The sequence below is a fragment of the Paenibacillus sp. 01T443 genome (assembly GCF_056398325.1).
On record NZ_JBFTPE010000012.1, the window covers coordinates 26,139 to 46,389 of the forward strand.

At 49.1% G+C, this 20,251-nt stretch carries 17 protein-coding genes; 4 read left to right on the forward strand and 13 right to left on the reverse strand.

Annotated elements, in window-relative coordinates:
• Window positions 1–82: 82 nt before the first annotated feature.
• The 5 genes from AC1DLI_RS22535 to AC1DLI_RS22555 form a co-directional block, all read right to left on the reverse strand.
• Window positions 83–505 carry a GNAT family N-acetyltransferase gene (locus AC1DLI_RS22535; RefSeq protein WP_477606852.1) on the reverse strand — a complete coding sequence of 141 codons (423 nt, stop codon included), beginning with the start codon at window positions 503–505 and terminating at the stop codon, window positions 83–85.
• A gap of 16 nt (window positions 506–521) precedes the next feature.
• Complete coding sequence (gene lepB / locus AC1DLI_RS22540) at window positions 522–1,100, reverse strand: signal peptidase I (RefSeq protein WP_477606644.1); 579 nt, start codon at window positions 1,098–1,100, stop codon at window positions 522–524.
• Between the two features lie 167 nt (window positions 1,101–1,267).
• Complete coding sequence (locus tag AC1DLI_RS22545; protein WP_308995576.1) at window positions 1,268–1,624, reverse strand: nucleotide excision repair endonuclease; 357 nt, start codon at window positions 1,622–1,624, stop codon at window positions 1,268–1,270.
• A gap of 64 nt (window positions 1,625–1,688) precedes the next feature.
• On the reverse strand, window positions 1,689–2,561 hold the full coding sequence (locus AC1DLI_RS22550; protein ID WP_477606854.1) for a metallophosphoesterase: 873 nt from the start codon (window positions 2,559–2,561) through the stop codon (window positions 1,689–1,691).
• Between the two features lie 117 nt (window positions 2,562–2,678).
• Entirely contained in the window at window positions 2,679–4,196 is a 1,518-nt protein-coding gene (locus AC1DLI_RS22555; RefSeq protein ID WP_477606646.1) for a DUF4153 domain-containing protein, read from the reverse strand.
• Between the two features lie 124 nt (window positions 4,197–4,320).
• Between AC1DLI_RS22555 and AC1DLI_RS22560 the strand changes: the two genes are divergently transcribed.
• A complete protein-coding gene (locus AC1DLI_RS22560) occupies window positions 4,321–6,108 on the forward strand; it encodes an ABC transporter substrate-binding protein (RefSeq protein WP_477606648.1) in 1,788 nt (595 codons plus the stop codon).
• Window positions 6,109–6,194: 86 nt separating this feature from the next.
• Window positions 6,195–6,773 carry an RNA 2',3'-cyclic phosphodiesterase gene (gene thpR, locus AC1DLI_RS22565; RefSeq protein ID WP_477606650.1) on the forward strand — a complete coding sequence of 193 codons (579 nt, stop codon included), beginning with the start codon at window positions 6,195–6,197 and terminating at the stop codon, window positions 6,771–6,773.
• A gap of 23 nt (window positions 6,774–6,796) precedes the next feature.
• On the opposite strand, the gene AC1DLI_RS22570 is transcribed toward thpR, so the two are convergent.
• The 5 genes from AC1DLI_RS22570 to map form a co-directional block, all read right to left on the reverse strand.
• Complete coding sequence (locus tag AC1DLI_RS22570) at window positions 6,797–7,906, reverse strand: GerAB/ArcD/ProY family transporter (protein ID WP_477606856.1); 1,110 nt, start codon at window positions 7,904–7,906, stop codon at window positions 6,797–6,799.
• Window positions 7,907–7,912: 6 nt separating this feature from the next.
• Window positions 7,913–8,155 carry a hypothetical protein gene (locus AC1DLI_RS22575; RefSeq protein WP_477606652.1) on the reverse strand — a complete coding sequence of 81 codons (243 nt, stop codon included), beginning with the start codon at window positions 8,153–8,155 and terminating at the stop codon, window positions 7,913–7,915.
• Between the two features lie 20 nt (window positions 8,156–8,175).
• A complete protein-coding gene (locus tag AC1DLI_RS22580) occupies window positions 8,176–9,321 on the reverse strand; it encodes a Ger(x)C family spore germination protein (protein WP_477606654.1) in 1,146 nt (381 codons plus the stop codon).
• Between the two features lie 6 nt (window positions 9,322–9,327).
• The gene (locus tag AC1DLI_RS22585; RefSeq protein ID WP_477606656.1) at window positions 9,328–10,914 is read right to left on the reverse strand and encodes a spore germination protein; all 1,587 of its coding nucleotides are present in this window, start codon (window positions 10,912–10,914) and stop codon (window positions 9,328–9,330) included.
• A gap of 128 nt (window positions 10,915–11,042) precedes the next feature.
• Window positions 11,043–11,786 carry a type I methionyl aminopeptidase gene (gene map / locus AC1DLI_RS22590; protein WP_477606658.1) on the reverse strand — a complete coding sequence of 248 codons (744 nt, stop codon included), beginning with the start codon at window positions 11,784–11,786 and terminating at the stop codon, window positions 11,043–11,045.
• Window positions 11,787–11,886: 100 nt separating this feature from the next.
• On the opposite strand from map, the gene AC1DLI_RS22595 reads away from it, so the two are divergent.
• The gene (locus AC1DLI_RS22595; RefSeq protein WP_477606660.1) at window positions 11,887–12,282 is read left to right on the forward strand and encodes a DUF2500 domain-containing protein; all 396 of its coding nucleotides are present in this window, start codon (window positions 11,887–11,889) and stop codon (window positions 12,280–12,282) included.
• Here AC1DLI_RS22595 and AC1DLI_RS22600 read toward each other — a convergent pair.
• The 3 genes from AC1DLI_RS22600 to AC1DLI_RS22610 form a co-directional block, all read right to left on the reverse strand.
• On the reverse strand, window positions 12,279–13,256 hold the full coding sequence (locus AC1DLI_RS22600) for an aldo/keto reductase (protein ID WP_477606662.1): 978 nt from the start codon (window positions 13,254–13,256) through the stop codon (window positions 12,279–12,281). The two genes, AC1DLI_RS22595 and AC1DLI_RS22600, sit on opposite strands and share 4 nt — an antisense overlap.
• Window positions 13,257–14,083: 827 nt before the next feature.
• Complete coding sequence (locus AC1DLI_RS22605; RefSeq protein WP_477606664.1) at window positions 14,084–14,413, reverse strand: hypothetical protein; 330 nt, start codon at window positions 14,411–14,413, stop codon at window positions 14,084–14,086.
• A gap of 1 nt (window position 14,414) precedes the next feature.
• On the reverse strand, window positions 14,415–16,418 hold the full coding sequence (locus AC1DLI_RS22610; RefSeq protein WP_477606666.1) for a PrsW family glutamic-type intramembrane protease: 2,004 nt from the start codon (window positions 16,416–16,418) through the stop codon (window positions 14,415–14,417).
• Between the two features lie 471 nt (window positions 16,419–16,889).
• On the opposite strand from AC1DLI_RS22610, the gene AC1DLI_RS22615 reads away from it, so the two are divergent.
• A complete protein-coding gene (locus AC1DLI_RS22615) occupies window positions 16,890–20,234 on the forward strand; it encodes a DEAD/DEAH box helicase (protein WP_477606668.1) in 3,345 nt (1,114 codons plus the stop codon).
• The last annotated feature ends 17 nt before the right edge of the window (window positions 20,235–20,251 follow it).

Genomic DNA, 20,251 nt, shown 5'->3' on the forward strand with positions numbered 1-20,251 from the left:
AAAATCAATAGCACAGCAATAAAGCCGCAGCCTTACCAAATTGGAATAGGCCGCGGCTTTTTTGTCTTAATAGGCTCACTGTTTATGATTTCCGGCTGATACCACTCGGCCTTCTTACCATAAAACGCTCCGCATTATGCTTAAATCCGTATTTTTCATACAAGCCGTGAGCATCCAGCGTGCCGAGCAAGCCCAAAATCCCTTCATATTCTTCGGTTATTAATTGGATTAACTTCTTCCCGACGCCTGTGCCCCGATATTCCTCATCTATAAAAACATCGCATAAGTAATAAACCGTTGCCCAATCCGTTACGACACGGGCATAGCCAATCTGCTTATCCCCATGATAAACACCATAGGTAACCGAATGATTAATGGACTTAACTATGGTCTCTACAGATCTTTGGTTGGCCCAATAGCTGCGGGAAAGAAAAGCGGATATCGAATCCAGCTTTAAAAGTTCTTTATTATCGCTAATGAAATAGTCCCCATAAAGATGCTCGATTCCAATCACATCCTATTCACTTTTTCTCGTAGCCAATTACTTTTCCGACGATTTCATCTTTAACAAATGCAGCCGACTCCGATTGACTGTCATTAAACCCTCTCCAGCGCACATCCGCCAAAATAAAGTACTCCTCATCGCTTAAGTGTAACGGCTTAGCCATAGAATCATTTTTCACGGAAGTGGAATCCTCTCCATAGAAGGCGTCCAGCTTTTTCCCGTCAATATACACCGTTCCTTTTTTGACCTGGACGGTTTCACCTGGCAAACCTACGATCCTAGCGATATCGGAAGGAAAACCGATTTTGTTTTTTGTTTTGAACACGACGATATCTCCGCGAGAAATCTCATTGCTGACGTAATACTCCGTATCCACCCATACTTCATTTCCCATGCTAAAAGGATGCTGCCCGCCATAATCGATATCGGCCAGCATGCCGTCTGTTTTTATTTCTTCTTTTATGTATGATGGGTCAGGGTTCTCCAGCTCAGATATTTTTTGTTCCGTATTCGTATCAACGATCTTTGCCGTACATCCGTTCAGGAGCATGGCACCGGCCAGAATGAGAATAAAAATAACCAATCTGTTGTTCATCCCTGCACCTCCTTAGCCACCGCTTACCCAAAAAATATATCACAACCAAAGGATTGTTGAATATGAAATCATCTGATGCAAAATAACGAAAAAAAACATTCGTTGAGCGGTAATTTAGCACTAGGCTTCCTCACCGCTCAACGAATGTTCTGTTTTGCCACTGTTTGTTATTTGTATAAAACCTTTTCCACATTGTACTTCGCTCTGAATTTATTGATGATGTAGGTTTCGTAAATCTCCCGTTCGACAGGATCCTCATTGAGATAAATCTCAATTTTGGCAACCTCATCCCGGTAGTTCTTCATGACCGAAACGCTGTCCTCAAAATGCTTCTTGATTCTTGGTCTCAGCTTTCTCGCTTTGCCGACAAAGAGCAGTTCGTCCTTGTCATTGTAAAACATAAAGAAACCGCCCTTATCTCTGGAAATCAGGATAAAATCAGTAAAACCATAAATATGGCTTAGCTGGGGATTTCTCTGCTTGGTAATGGTTACATCCGGTTCCGGAATCGTAATATTGATCACTGTCATTCACGTCCTCTTTCGATATAGGACTAAATCTTAACACATCGGACAAGTTAAAACCAATCTATTGGGTAATAGAAGCAGCGCTGCTCTCAGCTGTGAGCTCAACCAGCACGACCTCCGGCCGGTTAAACAAACGCTGCGGAATGATACTGTTGCCGAGTCCGCGGCTAACGATCATCGTGGTTTCACCCTCTTTATATTTGCCACCGTCATATCTCGGCAGGAAGCCTTGGCCCGGCGCAACCAATCCCCCGAAGAACGGCAGGCGAACCTGTCCGCCGTGGGCATGGCCGGAGAAGGTCAAATCGAATTGGTTACGCACATATTCCGAAAATAGCTCTGGACGATGGGACAATAAAATCGTGTACCGCTCTTTGGATCGGTCCGTTCCGTCAAGAGCTGCCGCAATATGCTCATTTATTCTTTCTACATCCCCATCTGCCTCATGATTAAAGGTCGGATCATCTACGCCTGTGATGCGAATTTCCCCGTCTCCGAGCTTCACGAGCTCGCTTGTGTTGCGCATGATATGGACGCCTAGCTCCTTGAGCCCTTTCGCTAATGCCGGAAACCTGGAGCCCCATTCATGATTTCCTGTCACGTAATACACAGGCGCAAGCTCGGTCATTTTGCGCATGAGCGTAAGGCTGATCTCCGCGTTGTATCTTCTGCTGTCCACCAAATCGCCGGTCATTACGATAAGATCTGGCTTCAGCTTTTTGACCTTACTTGTAATTACGCTCTGCTCCTTGCCGAAGGACTTGCTGTGCAAATCCGTCAACTGTACGATGCGGTAGGAGTCAAATCCGCCCGGCAGCTTATCCGAGCTCAGCTGATATCTCGTAATGCCAATAGCGTTGTTCTCATAATAGAGAAAAGCAATAACGGCTAAAATAATCACCGGTATAAGGATCAGCCGTCGTTTTTTGGTCATACGCATGAGTTCATAGCTCCTTGCTGTTCATCTATTAAGCTTCTATTCTATTTTATATAATAAACTTTTAGTGGCAGCAAGCTGCCACAGCATAATGAATAACCTCTCTTCATCATCTTACTTCGCTCTCTGCTTCGATAAATTCCAGGATTGCCACTTTGTATGCCGGTGCGCCTGATCCTGCAGTTGTTCAATCACTTCTTGAAGTCCTGCTAGCTTCGGATGTTCCGCGTGCAGCTTACGCAGCGCCGGCATCGCATCCGTTGATAACGTGCCGAGATAAGCGACATCGATTTTCTGCGTCCGCTCGTACCGTTCGCTGTTGTTTGCGGCAATCCGGGCATCCAAGTTGACGTAGTTCATGAGGACGAATGCAATGATGGAGACGCAGATATAAGCCTTGCCCATAGAGAAACGATCTTTCCATATCCGAATCATCGCAATGACGAGCAGTACGCCCAGGTACAGCATAAACCCGTGCACCAGCAATCTCGTTTGCGTGAATCCGTAGGCTTCTTCATATAATGAGAGCCTGCTGTACGCCGACACAAGCATAACGATCGTACAGCCAATCAGCACGGTAAGCGACAGCTTGCGAATCCGCTCCGCCGCTGCGCCGGTTCGCCGAATCAGATGCAGCCCGCACATGAGCAATACCAGATTGATGAGCGCAACCATAATTAACTCTGCAAACCCTCTGCGCGCATATTCGGCATATGCAGCCCCATCCGGAAGCAGCCCGTTCGCTGCACCGAATAAATACGAGAACTGGATGACAACAAAAAGAACGTAAACCAAATTTATGCTTATCAGCAGCGTACCTGCCGTAATGGGATCAAGCTCAATTCGACCGATTGGCTGAATTGCGCCTGTGCCCTGCGTCGAAGTCGAATCTTCGGCTCCCTTATTAACTGCGGAAGCGGCTTTATTGAACAGCAAGCCCCATATGTAGCAAAAAGCATAAAAAGCGAAAAACAAAGCTACGATAATCCGCCAGAGCCCGTTTCCTAAGGAGAACCGTGCCATCACATTTGGGATTTCTAGCAGCCACGACAGAAAAATTTCATCCGCTGACGCCAGCAAAGCGATGACGACAATCAGGATGGGCGCCGAGAGCAAAAGCCCCAGTGATATTTTGCGAAGCTTGCTTCTCGTCCCGGTTTCTCCATCCTCTTTCCCTTTCCAGCGCTCGTTAAGCAGGCTGAAAGGTACGCCTATAAATGCAAAAGGCTTAATGAGGGCTAGAAATAACAGCTCTGTGTAAAAAACTCCCCTGTACCAGGGCTTCACGCTGCTGCTCGTCATAAGCACCGTTTGAGAAACGATTAAAGCAAACAACGCGAATAGATTAAGCTGCCGAAACAGCTGGTTATTATATAACGAATAGGTTAGCGTAAGCAGAAAAATAGGAATGAACAGCAGCCAGCCCGAGCTTACCTGCCCCTGCCATTTCTCAAATCCGCCCATTCTCCCCTTAATGGAATAGAAAAACAAGCCGTAAAAACCAAGCACGAACACCATAACCGAAATGCCGGCAGACGCGCCTACAAACAAATACTGACTAACTAGACCGAACAAAAGGGCAAGGATAAACATTTTTTCATACCTTTTTTGCCATGGCGCCGGATCTCCCATGTTACACACTCCATTTTCAAACTTAATTTGTTAATTTCCTCCTTTTATTGTAACCTAGAAAACAAGAACAAAAAGTGTAAGTTATAATTGGAAAATTTCATGTTTTACAAAAGGAGTCTTTTGCATGAAAATACGTCGGCATTATTTAGCGCTTAGGCGCTCTTACCCGAGTATTCAAGAGAATATCCCCTTTGAAGTGACCACGCAGGAGCTTGCAGATTTGCTGGATTGCACACATCGGAATATGGTACTTCTGCTTAAGCGAATGCAGCAAGAAGAATGGCTGATCTGGGAACCGAAGCGAGGGCGCGGTAATCGCTCCGCGCTCTCTTTCCTTGTGAGCAAGGAGCAGATCGCGCTGCAGGAAGCACAGGAAATGATGCAAAGGCAGGATCTGCATTCCGCGCTTGAGCTGCTGCAGCAGATCGAAGAGTCTCCTCAGCTGCGCGATCAATTTCAGGACTGGCTCTCCGGCCAATTCGGCTTTCATTCCGAGGTGCAGGGCAAACGGCGCACCGATATTTTGCGGTTTCCGCTTCCGCAGACGATCTACTCGCTCGATCCGGCAGCGATTCATTATACGGGGGAGTCTCATCTCGTCAATCAGCTCTTCGACGGGCTCGTCCGCATCGACCCGAGGGGCGAGCAGATTTTGCCGCAGCTTGCGCATGCGTGGGAGGTTGATGAATCGCGTACGCGCTGGACGTTTTATTTACGTAAAGGCGTTCTCTTTCATCATGGACGAGAGCTGGATTCCTCCGACGTCAAATATTCGTTGGAGCGGCTCAAACGGCTCGCGCCGCAAGGGCTCTACAGCTGGGTGTACTCCGCTATCATCGCGATGGATACACCCGATGACACCACCATCCGCATTCAATTATCCGAGCCTAACGAAGCGTTCCTCGCTTTTCTTACGACGAATCGCGCCTCCATCGTCCCGCAAGATGCTTGCGCTGCGGCAGGTGCGCTTTTTGGCACGAAGCCAATCGGCACCGGGCCGTTTCGATTCGGCGGCAATGAGCAAGGGGTTTGGATTTTGGAGGCTTTTGCGCCTTATTTTCAGGGCAGGGCCTTTCTGGACCGGGTCGAGGTATGGACGCTCGCGGAGGAGGCAACGCAGGAGAATCAAGCAGAGCTGCAATCGTTCCAGATTATGCATAATGCGAGACTCTCCGATATGGCAGCCGAACGGTGGCAGCAGGTCCGGCAATCAGGCATGACTTGCAAGTTCATTACGGTAAACGAACTAAAGGAAGGGCTGCTAGGAAATCCATCCATTCGAGCGGCCATTGATTTCGCTATCGAGCGGACGGAGCTTCTGAAGCTGCTGTCTGGGGATGTTATAGAAGGCGTGAACAGCTTTTGGCCGGATTTGGAGGCTACACAGCAGGATGAGGCAGCTGAGCCGGATTGGGCCGCCATCAAAAACAGCCTTGCACGCTCCGGTTATCAAGGGGAAACCCTTGTACTGGCTACGATTCCGCAGTACGCATCCGACGCGGAAATGATCCGGCAGGTATGTGAGAGATCCGGCATTGCGCTGCAAATCAGCCTTATCCCTGCCGAGCAATTCAAGGGGACCGCGCGCATGTCGGCCGATCTGCTGCTCTTCGCCGTCATGCTGGATGAGCACCGCGAGCTCAGGCTTATCGACTTGTACAAAAGCATGCAGCAGCATGCGCTGCCAGAGGTGCATGATATGCTGGAGCGCAGCATTCAATCGATTTTGAGCGAGCCCGACCGAACGCTGCGGGCAGCCATATTCAAAGATATTGAAGCGGAGCTCAAAGCAAAGAACAGCCTGATTTTCCTTTACCGCAAGCATTTAAAAACCGCTTTCCACCCTTCGGTACGAGGGATTTCGCTTGAATCGCTGGGCTGGGTCAGGTTCCGCGACATCTGGTTTACTTGAGCATTCACAGCGGATCGCATAAGATTCTGCTTTGTGCTAAAGCTATATTGTCTGCGAATCTGTGAAAAAGAACGGAGGTTCTTCCTATGAAGGAACAATCATTAAATGGAAATACGATGCGCTTGTTCGTCGCCATCCCCGTCCCTCGCCCCATTGCAGAGGAGCTGGAGAGATGGACTTTAGACCATAAGGACAAGCTCCCCTTTCGAAAATGGGCCCACCCGCGTGATTATCACATTACGCTTCAATTTCTGGGCGAAACGACTGCTGCCCAGTATCAAGAGCTGCAGTCGTCATTGAAGGAAGTCCGTTCGCTGCCGCTTTCGTTAGCTTTGGATGGAATAGGCACCTTCGGTCCCCCAAAATCTCCCCGCGTGCTTTGGGGTGCAGTATCCGGAGATCTAGAAGGATTATCCGCGCTTTACGGCAAGATCATTGCAGAAACCCGCAAAGCGGGCTTCGAACCGGAAGATCGTCCCTATTCGCCTCATATCACCCTTGCCAGAGGTTTCGCCGGCGGCGGAGAAGGCAAGTACATAGAAGCGCTGCCTTCTGCTCCCGCCGTGTACAATTGGGTGGCTGATTATTTCGTGCTCATGCGCACTCATATGCATGCATCACCCATGTATGAGATTATCGGCAGCTTTCCTTTGACTAGCCATTAATGTATCCGCCCGACGGCTTGCTGTTAGCTGTCCTTTTTTTTGAATAAAGCGATAACCGTCAGCAGCAGCAAGGGAATTACAAATGCCACAAATGTCCATACGGGATGGATCGTCGTAACGATGCGTCCCCACTCCGTCGCCCCATCAATAGTAACCAGTCCCATGATGAAACCGATCAATGCCAAAGGCATAACTAAGGCCTGATTATTTTGAAAACGAAACAGCTGACTCAAATATAAATTAAGCACATATAGCGTTATGGTTGTTTTCATGAATGAGCCCAAAATCAGAGACATTCCTATAATCGACTCGATTCGTTGTATGATTTCCTGGAATTCGACGATCCGAGCCAGCGTAAATAGCACATAAGGCTTCTCACCAGCGAAGCTTCCATAAATCATGATGGAGCACACAGTAGACAAACAAAGCACCAAAATATTAGTACCCAGTGCAAACAGCATCGTCTTCGATAGCTTGCCGGTCGGGCCTTCGTTGACAAACGGCAGCAGCATGGAGAACAAGAATACCTCCACATAGGGAAAGCCGAAGGTGAAAAATGCCCCATGCAGCACGGGCTTGATCCCTTTCGGCATGATCGGGAGCAATAAAGAAGGATTATAGTCTGGGATCGCAATGATTAGTACAAAAAGGATACTTAGGGCTGTCAAAATCATCGTCAATGTAAACATTCTCGCCATGACCTCAAGTCCCGCGCGTACCGTTAAAGCCGATATGGCGAATATGAGGGAAGTAAAAGCATACATCGGTGTTTCTCTTAACATGGAGCTGACCATAAACAGGCCAACGTCGGTTACGATGGCCGATTGCATTTGAATGAGAAAGGATACCGTAAAAACAGAAAAGAGGATCGTAAGCGGTGTCCCCATTAAATGGCGGCTATATTCTACAAAGGTCATTTTTGGATATCGCCTGTGCAAGAATAGAATACAGGCTAAAATAAGAAAACCTATACCTCCGGATAGGAGCAGTGAGAGCCAAGCTCCGTTATTTGCCTTGCTTATCAGCGGACCTGGAATATTGATAATGGAAGAACCAGTCATAAATACGAATAACAGTACGCCCATCTGGTATGCACTTACCGTTTGCTTATCGATGCTTTTCTCCTCCCTTATCCGCTGTCATGCATTCACATTTAAGAAATCATCAATTGCTTTGGATATATCATCATACGTAGGAATCATTAAATCGAAATAATCAAACCAATCCCTATTTACGACAAAGTCCATGCCCATGTATAAGCAAATGAAGCAGGCAATGGCATATATGCCTTTCTCACGCTTGTTGACTTTTTTCAAAGTCAATAAGTCGTACAGCAGCATACTGCCAAAAGCCACAACGATGACGAGAATTCGCTCCGCCATGCCAACTCACCTTTCTTTGTCTAACCCGCCGGTTTACTGGATATCGTTCCGCTTGTAACAAGTCTCAATTTCACCTTAACCGTAAACGGGAGTTCAGAGAATTGCGTATCCCAATTCTTTTTTAACTGCTCCCATTTCCGAGGATTCGAGCGATAGATCGCATCTGCAAGTCCAAGCACTTCAATCTTGTTCGACTGAAGGAATTTAATCGTGCTTTTAATCTGCTCCGACAGTTTATCCTCCACTTTCTTAATGAATGCCATTTCAGCTTTGGCATCGATTATCTTGCTGCATTTAAGCTCTCCGATCGCGATATCGCCAACCAGCGTGCTGTTGATAGAAATTTGATCCCCTTTGATCCGAGGCTTTGTTTTAACTTTAAGCGAGAGAACCTCCACCGTTTCAAATTCTCCATTCTTTCCGGGGCATTTGATCTCAATGACACCGGTTTGATAAGAATTGCGAAGCATAAGCAGCCCTTCCACTTTGGTAGAAGGCAGAACGGCCTTCATTTTCCCATCTTTTAAGAGGGCAAGTCCTGCCGCTGAAAATATATCCTTTAATTTTTTGTCCTCATACACAAAGGGAACAATAGCTTCGCCGTTGGCGCTTCGCAGCTGGAGCAACAAATCAAGCATATTAAAATCTACCGTTTTGGCTGAGGTGATGTAGGAGGATTCTTTCGCTCTTAAATACTGCTGCGCTGTAGTCTGCTCAATTAAGGGTTTCTTCTCAAACAGCTTGCCGGCATTTCCCTTCGAGATCATGAGGGATACACTGCTTCTTGGCTCATGATCCCGATAAAATAGATCCAGCAGATGGCCGAGATTATGGGTCCTAGCCAGCTTCTCCCCCACAATAATGACACGGAGATGGCTCCATTGCGCCTTCCTTCCCAAGTGAATGGGAATATCACGAATTGCTTCCATTACCGAGTCATCTCTGGTATTAATGTTAATGCTGGAGGCGTTGGTTGAGACGGCAGACATCGTCTGCGTAGAGGCTGGGCGGTAAATTTGTGTAGTTAACTCAATCTTCCCATCCTCGCCTTGGTCCAGAGCGACACCCATTACGAATCCCCTTTCTGTCAGCTCAAATTTACTCCAACAACCGGAGACCATAAATAAGCTAAGCAGCAAAGCTAAACAAAGAATTCCTTTTTTCATGATTCCTCAATCCTCATTCTTTCGGTGATACAGCGGTTTGTGCTTAAGATGATTTCGAGGAGAACGAAGCAGCGTCTTGAGCGGCGCTCTCATGATAACATCCCTCAGCTCCATTATTCGAAACGGCGCGAGCGGAGCCATGTAAGGCTGCCCAAGCGTGCGCAGCTTGCAAACATGGAGCAGAATGAACAATAAACAAATCATCATGCCGAACCCGCCCAAGAGAGCTGCGCTTACCATGAGCGGAAACCTCAGAATTCGCAATGCGATTGCAATGTTATATTGCGGAATCGCAAAGGAGGCAATGCCCGTTAAGGAAACAACGATAACCATGATTGGCGAAGCAATCCCTGCGCTTATCGCTGCATCTCCAATAACAAGAGCTCCTACAATACTAACGGCGGAGCCTACCGGCCTAGGCAGCCTTACGCCCGCCTCGCGCATCAGCTCGAAGAAAAACTCCATGAGCAGCGCCTCAAAAAATGCTGGCAGCGGTATCCCTTCGCGTGCGTTAAGAACCGCCAGAAGCAAAACCGTAGGGATCAGCTCCGGGTGAAAGGTCGAGAGCGCAATGTAGATGCTCGGCAAGGTTAACGCAATAATAAAAGCCACGATTCGAAGCCAACGCACCAAAGTTGCGATGAGCGTGCGCTGGTAATAATCCTCGCTGGATTGAAAAAATTCGGTAAATAGGCCCGGGCATAACAAAATGCCTCCCGTGCCTTGGCTGAGCACCGCAATTTTACCAGCGAGCAGACCGGCTACTGCCATATCGGTCCTCTCCGTGTAGCGGTGCTGCGGAAATGGCGAATAAGTAGAGTCCTCGATCAACTGCTCGATATAGGAGGTTTCCAAAATTTCAAGCTCCCTGATTTGCTCGATCCTTTTTTTGAACTCCGCCAGCACTTCTGCATCGACGGCATCTTCAACATAGCCGTAGACAACTGTCGTTTTCGTTTCTCCGCCTGAGGTAATTCTTTCTAGTTTGAATTTTGGCGTTTTTAGACGCAGACGCAGCAAACCTAAATTTTTCTGTAAATTTTCGACCGTACTTTCCCTTGGGCCCTGTACGACGGATTCATTTACAGACTCATTGACTTGTCTCGTCTCCACGGATTCCGCTTTAAAGCTTAACGCTTTATCCCATTGATCAAACAAAATGATGAGACGGCCATTCGAGATTTCTTCAACGACCAGCTCCAAATCATTTATAACGACTGCTTTTTTCGACGATACGCCGTCATGCTCAAAAAATGAACGGATATCCTGCGGCGTAACATCCATGCCTGGACCAATCTCATGCGTGGCTAGGTCCTGCAGCGAAATTTTCATGTAATTAACGGTATCTTCCTGAACGAGCGATTCATAATATACCGAACATGCGGCAAATTTCAGCTCAGGACCGTAGTTCCAATGCCTGAAAATAATATCCGTGCTATTAGAAAAAGTCTTTTCTAAATAATCAAGATTATCCTGCAGCTGTTCGGAAATGATTTTTTCCGGCGTGTTAGTCGTACTATTACTGTTCGTCGCTATTATTCCACTGGAACCTGCTGTCCCGGATTGCGTTACTCCTGAAGTACTGTTCGTCATGAAGAAACCACCTTGTTTCAGTTGGTTCCATTATTCCCCACCAGCGTAACCATATACAAAAAGAGCCAAGAATCAGCAGGTCGAAAGTCCTGCCGCCTCTTAGCCCTTCTAGAAAATCATAAGCAGCACTAAGCTACCGTTAAAATAATTGGCTTATCCTTCGTTATAATAATCGTATGCTCATGCTGAGCTGCGAAGCTTCTGTCCGGCGTGCGCAGCGTCCAGCCATCCTGCTGCTCGACAACGTAATCCGCGCCCATGGAGAGAAACGGCTCAATCGTAATAACCAGGCCTTCCTTCAGCGTACGTTTATCATGCTTATTATACGTTGGCGGTATTTGCGGCCATTCATGAACGGATTTCCCTACGCCGTGACTGCATAAATCATTGATGACCTTATATCCGCCCCGCTCCGCTTCACTCTGAATAATCCTGCCGATCTCGTTGATTTTCACGCCATGCTTCAAAGAAGAAATAACCTTCATCATCGTATAGTGCGTATAACGGCACAACCGGGTTACGGTCTCGCTGTAAGGAGCGATTTGAAAGGAGTGGCCCGTATCGGCTACGAAGCCGTCTTTTTCTGCGCACACATCGATATTGATTAAATCACCAGACTTTAATACCCGGTTGCCGGGAATGCCGTGGGCAACCTCGTCATTGACACTGATGCATGTATGTCCAGGGAATTGAAAAGCGATATGAGGCGCAGAAAACGCTCCATGGCTCGACAATATACGTCCCCCTAGCTCATCAAGCTCCTTCGTCGTCATGCCCGCCTTTGTTTGCCTCTTCATTTCATTCATCGTCAAAGCGACGATCCGTCCAATCTCTTTCAGACCGTCTATGTCCTTCTGTGAACCCACTGTCATTTGTCAGCCTCCTCCATACATCTACATTTAGCACTAGCCGCTCATTCATATACATAGTAAACTTAACTACATTAAAAGAAAATATTGGAGGAAAAGGTTTATGAATGGATTTGGATTCCCGTTCAACTTTATGTTTACGCTTATCCCCGTGCTTGTGGTCATCGTTTTCGTCATTGTTATTGGAGGTATTATCTATAGCATCGTCAACTATGCAAGAAACGCTAAAGCTCCTAAAGAAACCACATACGCCCGCATCGTCTCCAAACGTATGGACGTCAGTCATCATCATACGAATCATGCTAACCAAAATGGTATCGGACATTCAAACCATTCATCCCGCACTTATTATTACATCACGCTTGAGTTCGATAACGGCGAGCGCAAGGAGTATGTCGACGTTAAAAACTTATACGGCTTGGTCGTGGAGGGCGATACCGGCTTCGCTGCTGTCCAAGGCGAATGGATCATTGCTTTTGAGCGAAATACGGGTGCTTAAACGGGCAGTCGGTATAATGCGAAAGGTTCTCCGTGCCGATAGGGGCTGCTGATGAGGTCCAGCTCCTTTTTGGTTTCAGCGGTATGCTCGAGGGATACGCTTTTCAGATTTTCTTCAAGCTGCTCCATCTTTGTCGCGCCAACGATCACCGTGGATACGACTGGCTGCTGGATCAGCCAAGACAGCGACAACACACTTGTCGTCGTGTCGAGCTGGCTCGCAAGATCGGTTACCTTTTCCCCTAACGCAATCGTTTGACTATTAATAAATCTCTTGAAATTGGGATCGGTCTGCGCGCGCGAGCCCTGCGGCGCCAAATCCGCTGACCTGTATTTCCCCGACAAGATACCGCCTGCCAGCGGGAAATAAGGGATAATGCCCACACCTTGATCCAAGCACATCGGGATAAGCTCCTGCTCCGGCGTACGATCCGCCAAAGAATAGCTGACTTGGGTCGATACGAACCGGTTTAGCCCTAACCGATCACTAATGCCAAGCGACTTCATAAGCTCCCATGCAAAATAATTCGAAGCGCCGATATAGCGCACCTTGCCTGAACGCACCATGTCCTCAAGCGTCCGAAGTGTCTCCTCCAGCGGTGTTTCCGGATCAAAAGTATGAATCTGATAAAGATCAACATAATCGGTTTTTAATCGCTTCAGACTGTTTTCCAGCTCCGTCTGCAAATGAAACCGGGATGAGCCCCGCTCGTTCACTCCTGCTCCACGCACTAATCCCGCCTTCGTCGCTAACACAACGTTTTGACGCTTCCCCTGCAAAGCCTGTCCAATGATTTTCTCCGATTCCGTCCCGGCATAAATATTAGCCGTATCCATAAAGTTAATTCCGCTATCTATCGCGTAATCGATGATTTTCTTCGAAGCCTCATAATCGGCTCGTTTACCGAAAGCATTGGTGCCTAAACCGAGCGCGGACACTTTGAGGCCGCTATTGCCAAGGCGGCGATATTGCATATCATTCAGCTCCTTCTTTCTCTTGTGATCATGTTTATTACCTATATTATAGCAGTAGAGTTTGAACTTAAAAATGAAACAAATAACGCTTGCCGTTACTACGGAGAGGGCTTGGGCTTCCAGTCGCTGTTGTCTCCCTATTTCTTCGAATATACCGCTGCCTGCGGTAGAAATAGGGAGACAAAAGCGAACGCTGTCACTCCTCCAGTCCTCCAGTTCCAAACCGCTCCACTAGTACCAGACCGCTCCATTCGTTCGAAAACCCTCCATCAGAACCAAAACCGCCTCTACCAGTACCAAACCGCTCCTTTGTTTCTTCCAAGCGCTTATTCTATTCTTTTATGCAGCTGCTATTTCATGTTCCGATAAACAATAGCGGTAGAACATGGCGTTAATCATCCTATTTCGAACTTACTAACCAAATAGCGGTAAAATATGGCGTTAATCTCGTTGATTTCGGGCCTACCAACCAATTAACAGTAATTTTTGGCGCTATTTCTCGCGTTAACTTGAATTAACAAGCTCTCAGCCCGATATAACGCCGTTTTTTACCGCTATATAGGTTAAATTATGATTATTCATGAAATTAGCGCCACATTTTACCGTTATTTCAAACGACTTCTCCAAAGCGCGCTCCTACTCCTCACATCTCTACAGCCCCGAACTAAACCTGATGAAAAGGTCCACACCATCCCCCCATCATGTCATATCCATAATAAATCGACTGGACAAGCACTCTCCATAAACCATTTATCGCTCGCTTGTTATGTAATAAAAGCGGCAGCCTTGGACGAGAAAAAAGTCCTAGACTGCCGCTATGTGCCGCGTCAACCGATATAAACGACCGCGCCCCCGCGCCGATACGCGCTCGGCAGCTTGCTCTCCAGCAGCTCCAGCCTGTGCAGCATATGCTCCTGATTGTCACCGCTCATGTTGGCGCGTACCCAATCCTTCAATTTCGCAATCTCTTTCAGAACTTCGGGAGCATCCTCTTTCTCCACATCCGTGCCGCCTTGGAATAAAGCGGCCCACTGGAGACCCAGCTCTTCAACCGCCGGCTCCCAATACTTTTTATAAAAAGCCTCTGTCGCGATCGGCAGCATGAATGAGCGTTCGAACTCATCTTCGGGATCAATGATAATGGCACTAATCGACATCTTAATTCACTCCAAATCGAATTTTAAATGTATAATCCGGGAATTCCTGACGCAGACGGTTCAGGCTGTTCTCTGCCGCGGCGCGCAGCTCCGGCGAGTCTCCATCCAGCTGAAACTCGAAGTCGCGGATCCCTTTGATCTCATCCAGGGTCGGAATTTCCGTTGTTCCATCCGGCGTCGTCCGTGTTCCCACCGCCTTTTCCATCAGATTGTTGATCCGCGTCCTTGTTTTCTGATAGAGCTGTTTATCCGTAAACTGCTGCGGCGTCTGCTGCGGCTTGCCAGTTTTGGGATGAATGCGATCCAATCCTTGGGCTGACTTTGCTTCATAGAAAATACCGTTCTCGATATCGATACCGTCGAATTCTCCAAGTGCTCCATTACGGCTGTCGTAAAGCTCTACGCCTTTGTACTTCGCATGACTCCAGTGTACATAATCGTCTGATTCCTTCGGTGGGGCCTGCTCTTCGGCATCGGGTTTCTTGCTGGTATCTTCCCCATCTGGCTTACGGGGACCGTCTGGGTCCGGTTTTTTAGGTACATCAGGATCCGGTTTTTTGGGTACGTCTGGGTCCGGCTTGGTCCGGCGTTTGAGCAGCTTATCCAGCCAATCTTTAAGCCGGTCTCCGCCTTTCTTGACTAACCGGTCTGCCAGACGCCCAAACGGTACACGGCTGAGCGCAAGAGCCAGTAAAGCCGCGATGGCATTCTCAGGCGTGAGCAGCCGCTTGGGATCCCGGATGTTCTGTGCGATCTCGTGTCCGCTGCCCGGAATGCTCGCCGCAGTCAATGCGATTCCAAGCGCCGGCCAGAAGCCGACGAACAACAGGGAGAGTGCGAACGCCCCGAGCACGATTGCTCCCTTTTCCCCGAAGCTAAGACGGTCCCACCAATTTTGGAGTGAGTCGAACATGCAGGAGAAGCAGGCGGTGTCGGCAGGATGAACGGCAGACTGCCAATAAGCTGCGCATCCCGCAAGCAGGCCTGCCCCGACCAGCAGCGCAATCAGTCCAGCTGCCATCCGGTAATGCAGATTCATCCGGCCGTTCAGATCTTCCTGCACAGAAGCCGCTTCGGCATTGCCGTACAGCAAAGAGAAACCCATCTCCCGGCGCTCTCTCGTCCAGGCCATTACGCTTGCGAACCTCTCCCTCCTTTGCAGAAAAGCTGCCATCATATGCCTCAGTTCCGTGATCGGGTCGATAAACCGCTCGCCCCCCATCATCGGGAGCTGGCTCCTTACCCGGTTAAGTGCGATATAATCCAAGATGAGCCCCGCGACTAACATCCAGAGAAAGATGCTCTTCGTCTGATAGCCACTCCCGGTCCATTCGTGGAACTTCATGATCCAGTCCGGCAGAGAGTTCTGTCCGTTATACGCGGCATGGTCTAGGATTGACCAAGCCAGCAGCAGGGCAGGCAGGGCGAAGATAGCATTCGTCAGCCTCCTGCGGCCGCGTATGGCCATCCCCAGTCCCAAAGCGATCAACGCCGTGTGCACGGGATGGCTGACCGTCATGAGGGTAGGAAAAAAACTCTCTTCGAACCGCCCGGGAAATAAAGTCCAAAAATCCCAGTGGATCGTCTCTCCTCCCAGCATCGTCGTGCTGTAACCGAAAGTCCGCCCGAGCAAACCTGAGTTCAGCCACCTGCGGCTCAGCTCCTCCATGAGCTGGAAACCGACTCCTGCGGCTGCTCCCGCCAGAGTATAGTCAGCTAGGCTCATCGCCGATGCCCGGCGCGAGAAGAGCAGATACAGCCCCAGTGGAAGCAGCTTCCACACCTCCTCCACGATCGGAGTGAGTACCGCGGTCGACCAGGTATCTGATGTCCGTCCGCCAAACAAGCCGTGTACCGCCAAAAGCGTCCCCGCCGTAAGCGGGATCACGAGGACGATGCCGAGCAGCATGAATATCGCAGTCTGCTTCCAGGTAAATGTCTTACTCCGGCATAACAGCCAGAACTGCAGCATCACATAGAACGACCACAAATACTGCACCAGCATCGTTCTCGAATCCCGGTACAGGAACAGGCCTACAATAAACAGCAGCAGCGAGAGCCAGCACCATATCGTGTAAATGGTTTTGAGCCACGGATAGCGCTTGGGTACTTCCCTTACGAAGTGGTACGCAGCTTCAGCGTAGTCTCTGACCTCGCTTCGGATCCGCCATATCTTATTCGTATTGTTCCCTCCTTAAACCAGCTTTCCGACTTTCCAAATCATACCCGATAATTCAGTCATAGACACATAAAAATGGATAGATTGAACAAAAATTGGACTTTATCCCTATCCAAGTCGAACTATGAATGTAAAAGGGACTGCCCCATAAGTCATCGGGACCATGGCCTGGAGAAAAAAGGCTGTTACATACAGCTTATGTGCTTTCGATTATGACCTTGCCCATTAATTCTGATATGATAGGACTAACTTATAAAATCGGAACAAACGTTTCCGTTTGCGGAAAGGAATTAGGCAATGAGTACTCACTTGTCCCGGCGAATCATTAAATTACTTTGCGGCGACACCTTCTATGAGCGAGGGGAAGCATTCAATAGAGATGGAAATGTAACGTTAACAAGCTCCAATCCGCAGGCGGGCAGCTATTCGGCTATCATACACGGCAATAAACGCTATGAGGTTACCATTGAAGTAGAGCGTAACGGAGACGTCGAAGCGGCATGCACCTGCCTCGCTTTCAGCAGCTACGATAAATATTGCATGCATGTGGCTGCTGCGCTTCTCCAAATCCTTGATGCTCAGGAGCAAGGCGACAAGCCCGCTCGCGTCTACCCCTCCCTCTTGCATCCGGAGGATAGACCCTACGAGGATGACGAAGACGCGGAGGAATCCGATTCCTTGCAGCTTCAACCGCGCTTTGCTAATCCCGCAGGGCTCGAAGCAGCCGATACTCGTCTAGCTGCCAGCATGCTGGGTCTATTCGGAGGCAGGCCTGCCCGCTCTAGCGGCAGAAGTTCGCTTTTTGACACACGTACTCCCCTTGAAGTAGAGATTTCGTGCAAGCTGCACCCATACGGCTACCGGAAGTATATGTTTGGCATCGAGCTGAGGATTGGGCCTAAGCGGTTATATATCGTTCAGCGAATCCGGGAGTTTCTGGAGAAGGCGGAGCGCCGGGAACCGTACGTTTTTTCGAAGCATTTTACGTATGACCCGAGCATTCACAGCTTCCAGCCCGAGAACGATGCCGTTATTCGGCAGCTCTATCAAATCTATCGTCATGAAATGCTGTTTCGCCAATCCTCAAACCGATTCTACCAAGCAGAAACGCCTGCTGGCGGCGAACGGCTGCTGCTTATTCCTCCATTTTCTTGGGGGGAGCTGCTCCCCCTGCTGATGGCCGCTCCAACGGTCCAGCTGCATATTGGCAATCAAACGTTTAATGGAATAACGGTAAGCGATGAAGCGATTCCGCTTCACTTTGCGTTCGATCAAGCGGCGGGTGAAGGGTATCAATTGGAGATTCAAGGCCTCGAGCAGATGACCTTAATGGAGGAATACGAGCTTGTTATAACAGAAGGCAAGCTGCTTCGGCTGAAACCGGATTCCTGTAATCGGCTTGCGGAGCTCAAGCAGCTGATCGACACCTCGCGCAAGCCCAAAATCCAAATTGCGCCTGAGCAAATGGAGCCTTTCATGGAGAGGGTCATACCCGGCTTAATGAAGCTTGGGAGCGTAAGGATCGCGGAAACCATCTCCGACCGCGTCCTGCATACGCAGCTTAAAGCAAAGCTTTATCTGGATCGGATCAGAGACCGACTGGTTGCCGGACTTGAATTCCAATACGGCGATATCATAATTAATCCGTTAGAAGGCAGCGATAAGAGCCGCGGCACCGACCGGATCCTGATGCGCGACGGGGAACAGGAGCGTCAAATATTGGAGCTGATGGAGCTGGTACCCTTCGCGAAGACAGAAGCTGGTTATTTTCTGGACGACGAGGATACCGAATTTGAATTTCTTCACAACGTCATCCCGCTGCTCGAGAAGCTGCTGACCGTATACGCTACCTCCGCTGTGAAGGTACGGATCGTGACCAAGCATGCTCCTCCCACGGTGACAGTTAACGTGGATGAACGAACCGATTGGCTTGAATTCAAATTCGCGATGGACGGTATTCCGGAATCTGAAATCCGCAATCTCTTAACGTCCCTGGAGGTAAAGCGCAAATATCACCGTCTGCCGGACGGCTCGTTATTACCGCTTGAAGGCGCCGAATTTCAAGAAATTATTCGCTTCTTAAATGATGTAGGGCTTCGCAAAGGTGATATCCAAGGCGCGGAATTCCGCGTGCCTGCCGTTCGCGGCCTGCATCTCATTGATTCGAGCGAGAACAGTAAAGCGATAAAGCTGGGCAAATCATTCCGGCGGCTGCTCGAAAATATGCGAAACCCGGATAATCTGGAATTCTCGGTTCCTGGCAGCCTTGCCCCCGTGCTTCGCGATTATCAGAAGTACGGCTATCAATGGATGAAGACACTCGCGCATTATCATTTTGGCGGAATTCTCGCAGACGATATGGGACTTGGAAAAACAGTGCAGGCAATCGCTTTTATCGTCTCCGTTCTGCCTGAGATCCGGAAGCGTGAGCAGCCCGCTTTGATCGTTTCTCCCGCTTCTCTCGTCTACAACTGGTTGAACGAGATCAAAAAATTCGCTCCCGAAATTCGCGCCGTAATTGCGGACGGAACCAAAGCAGAACGCAGCGGCGTGCTGGCTGGCGGCTTGGAGGCGGATGTCATCATCACCTCCTACCCTTTGCTTCGAAGGGATATCACGCAGTATGCGAAGCAAAGCTTCCATACGCTGATTATGGACGAAGCGCAGTATTTCAAAAATCATACGACCCAGACCGCGCAAGCGGTCAAGGCTCTCGAAGCAGGATATCGCTTTGCTTTGACCGGAACGCCCGTCGAAAATAAGCTGGAAGAGCTTTGGTCGATATTTGGCGCCGTATTTCCCGAGTTATTCCCGAGCAGGCAAGCGTTTAACGAGCTTACCCGGGAGACTGTCGCGAAGCGTGTCCGCCCCTTCCTGCTGCGCAGGCTGAAGAGCGACGTACTGCAAGAGCTGCCAGAGAAAATCGAATCGATACAGGCATCCGAGCTGTTGCCCGAGCAGAAGCAGCTGTATGTCGGCTTCTTGGCGAAGCTGCAGCAGGAAACGGTGAAGCATTTGAACGAGGAAAGCTTCCATCAAAATCGGATCAGGATTTTGGCAGGCATTACAAGGCTTCGCCAGCTCTGCTGCCATCCCGTGCTCTTTGTCGAGGACTATAAGGGCAGCTCTGCCAAATTCGAGCAGCTCCTCGAGATTATCGAGGAATGCCAGAGCGCTGGCAAGCGTCTGCTTATTTTTTCCCAGTTTACCGAAATGCTCGGTTTAATCGGCCGCGAGCTTGGTTACCGAGGCATCAGCTACTTCTATTTGGATGGGCAAACGAAGGCCTCCGAGCGCGTCGAGCTCTGCAACCGATTCAATGACGGCGAGCGCGAGCTTTTTCTGCTCTCCTTAAAGGCCGGCGGTACGGGGCTAAACCTGACGGGCGCCGACACGGTTATACTTTATGACTTATGGTGGAACCCTGCCGTTGAGCAGCAAGCCGCGGACCGCGCTCACCGGATTGGCCAGAAAAATGTCGTGCAGGTCATCCGTCTCGTTACGCAAGGAACGGTTGAGGATAAAATGTACGAGCTCCAGCAAAAAAAGAAAAATCTCATCGATGAGGTCATCCAGCCTGGCCAAGAGGAGCTGTCTTCCCTCAGCGAGCAAGACATTCGCGAGATTCTAATGATTCAATAGCTCGATACAAGGTACAA

Coding starts and splice junctions, on each gene's coding strand:
- AC1DLI_RS22580 (WP_477606654.1), bottom strand. CDS start 9,321: ATGAAAAAAGGAATTCTTTGTTTAGCTTTGCTGCTTAGCTTATTTATG.
- AC1DLI_RS22585 (WP_477606656.1), bottom strand. CDS start 10,914: ATGACGAACAGTACTTCAGGAGTAACGCAATCCGGGACAGCAGGTTCC.
- AC1DLI_RS22555 (WP_477606646.1), bottom strand. CDS start 4,196: ATGGGAGATCCGGCGCCATGGCAAAAAAGGTATGAAAAAATGTTTATC.
- AC1DLI_RS22560 (WP_477606648.1), top strand. CDS start 4,321: ATGAAAATACGTCGGCATTATTTAGCGCTTAGGCGCTCTTACCCGAGT.
- AC1DLI_RS22615 (WP_477606668.1), top strand. CDS start 16,890: ATGAGTACTCACTTGTCCCGGCGAATCATTAAATTACTTTGCGGCGAC.
- AC1DLI_RS22575 (WP_477606652.1), bottom strand. CDS start 8,155: ATGGCGGAGCGAATTCTCGTCATCGTTGTGGCTTTTGGCAGTATGCTG.
- AC1DLI_RS22610 (WP_477606666.1), bottom strand. CDS start 16,418: ATGCTGGTGCAGTATTTGTGGTCGTTCTATGTGATGCTGCAGTTCTGG.
- map (WP_477606658.1), bottom strand. CDS start 11,786: ATGACAGTGGGTTCACAGAAGGACATAGACGGTCTGAAAGAGATTGGA.
- thpR (WP_477606650.1), top strand. CDS start 6,195: ATGAAGGAACAATCATTAAATGGAAATACGATGCGCTTGTTCGTCGCC.
- lepB (WP_477606644.1), bottom strand. CDS start 1,100: ATGAACAACAGATTGGTTATTTTTATTCTCATTCTGGCCGGTGCCATG.
- AC1DLI_RS22550 (WP_477606854.1), bottom strand. CDS start 2,561: ATGACCAAAAAACGACGGCTGATCCTTATACCGGTGATTATTTTAGCC.
- AC1DLI_RS22595 (WP_477606660.1), top strand. CDS start 11,887: ATGAATGGATTTGGATTCCCGTTCAACTTTATGTTTACGCTTATCCCC.
- AC1DLI_RS22600 (WP_477606662.1), bottom strand. CDS start 13,256: ATGCAATATCGCCGCCTTGGCAATAGCGGCCTCAAAGTGTCCGCGCTC.
- AC1DLI_RS22605 (WP_477606664.1), bottom strand. CDS start 14,413: ATGTCGATTAGTGCCATTATCATTGATCCCGAAGATGAGTTCGAACGC.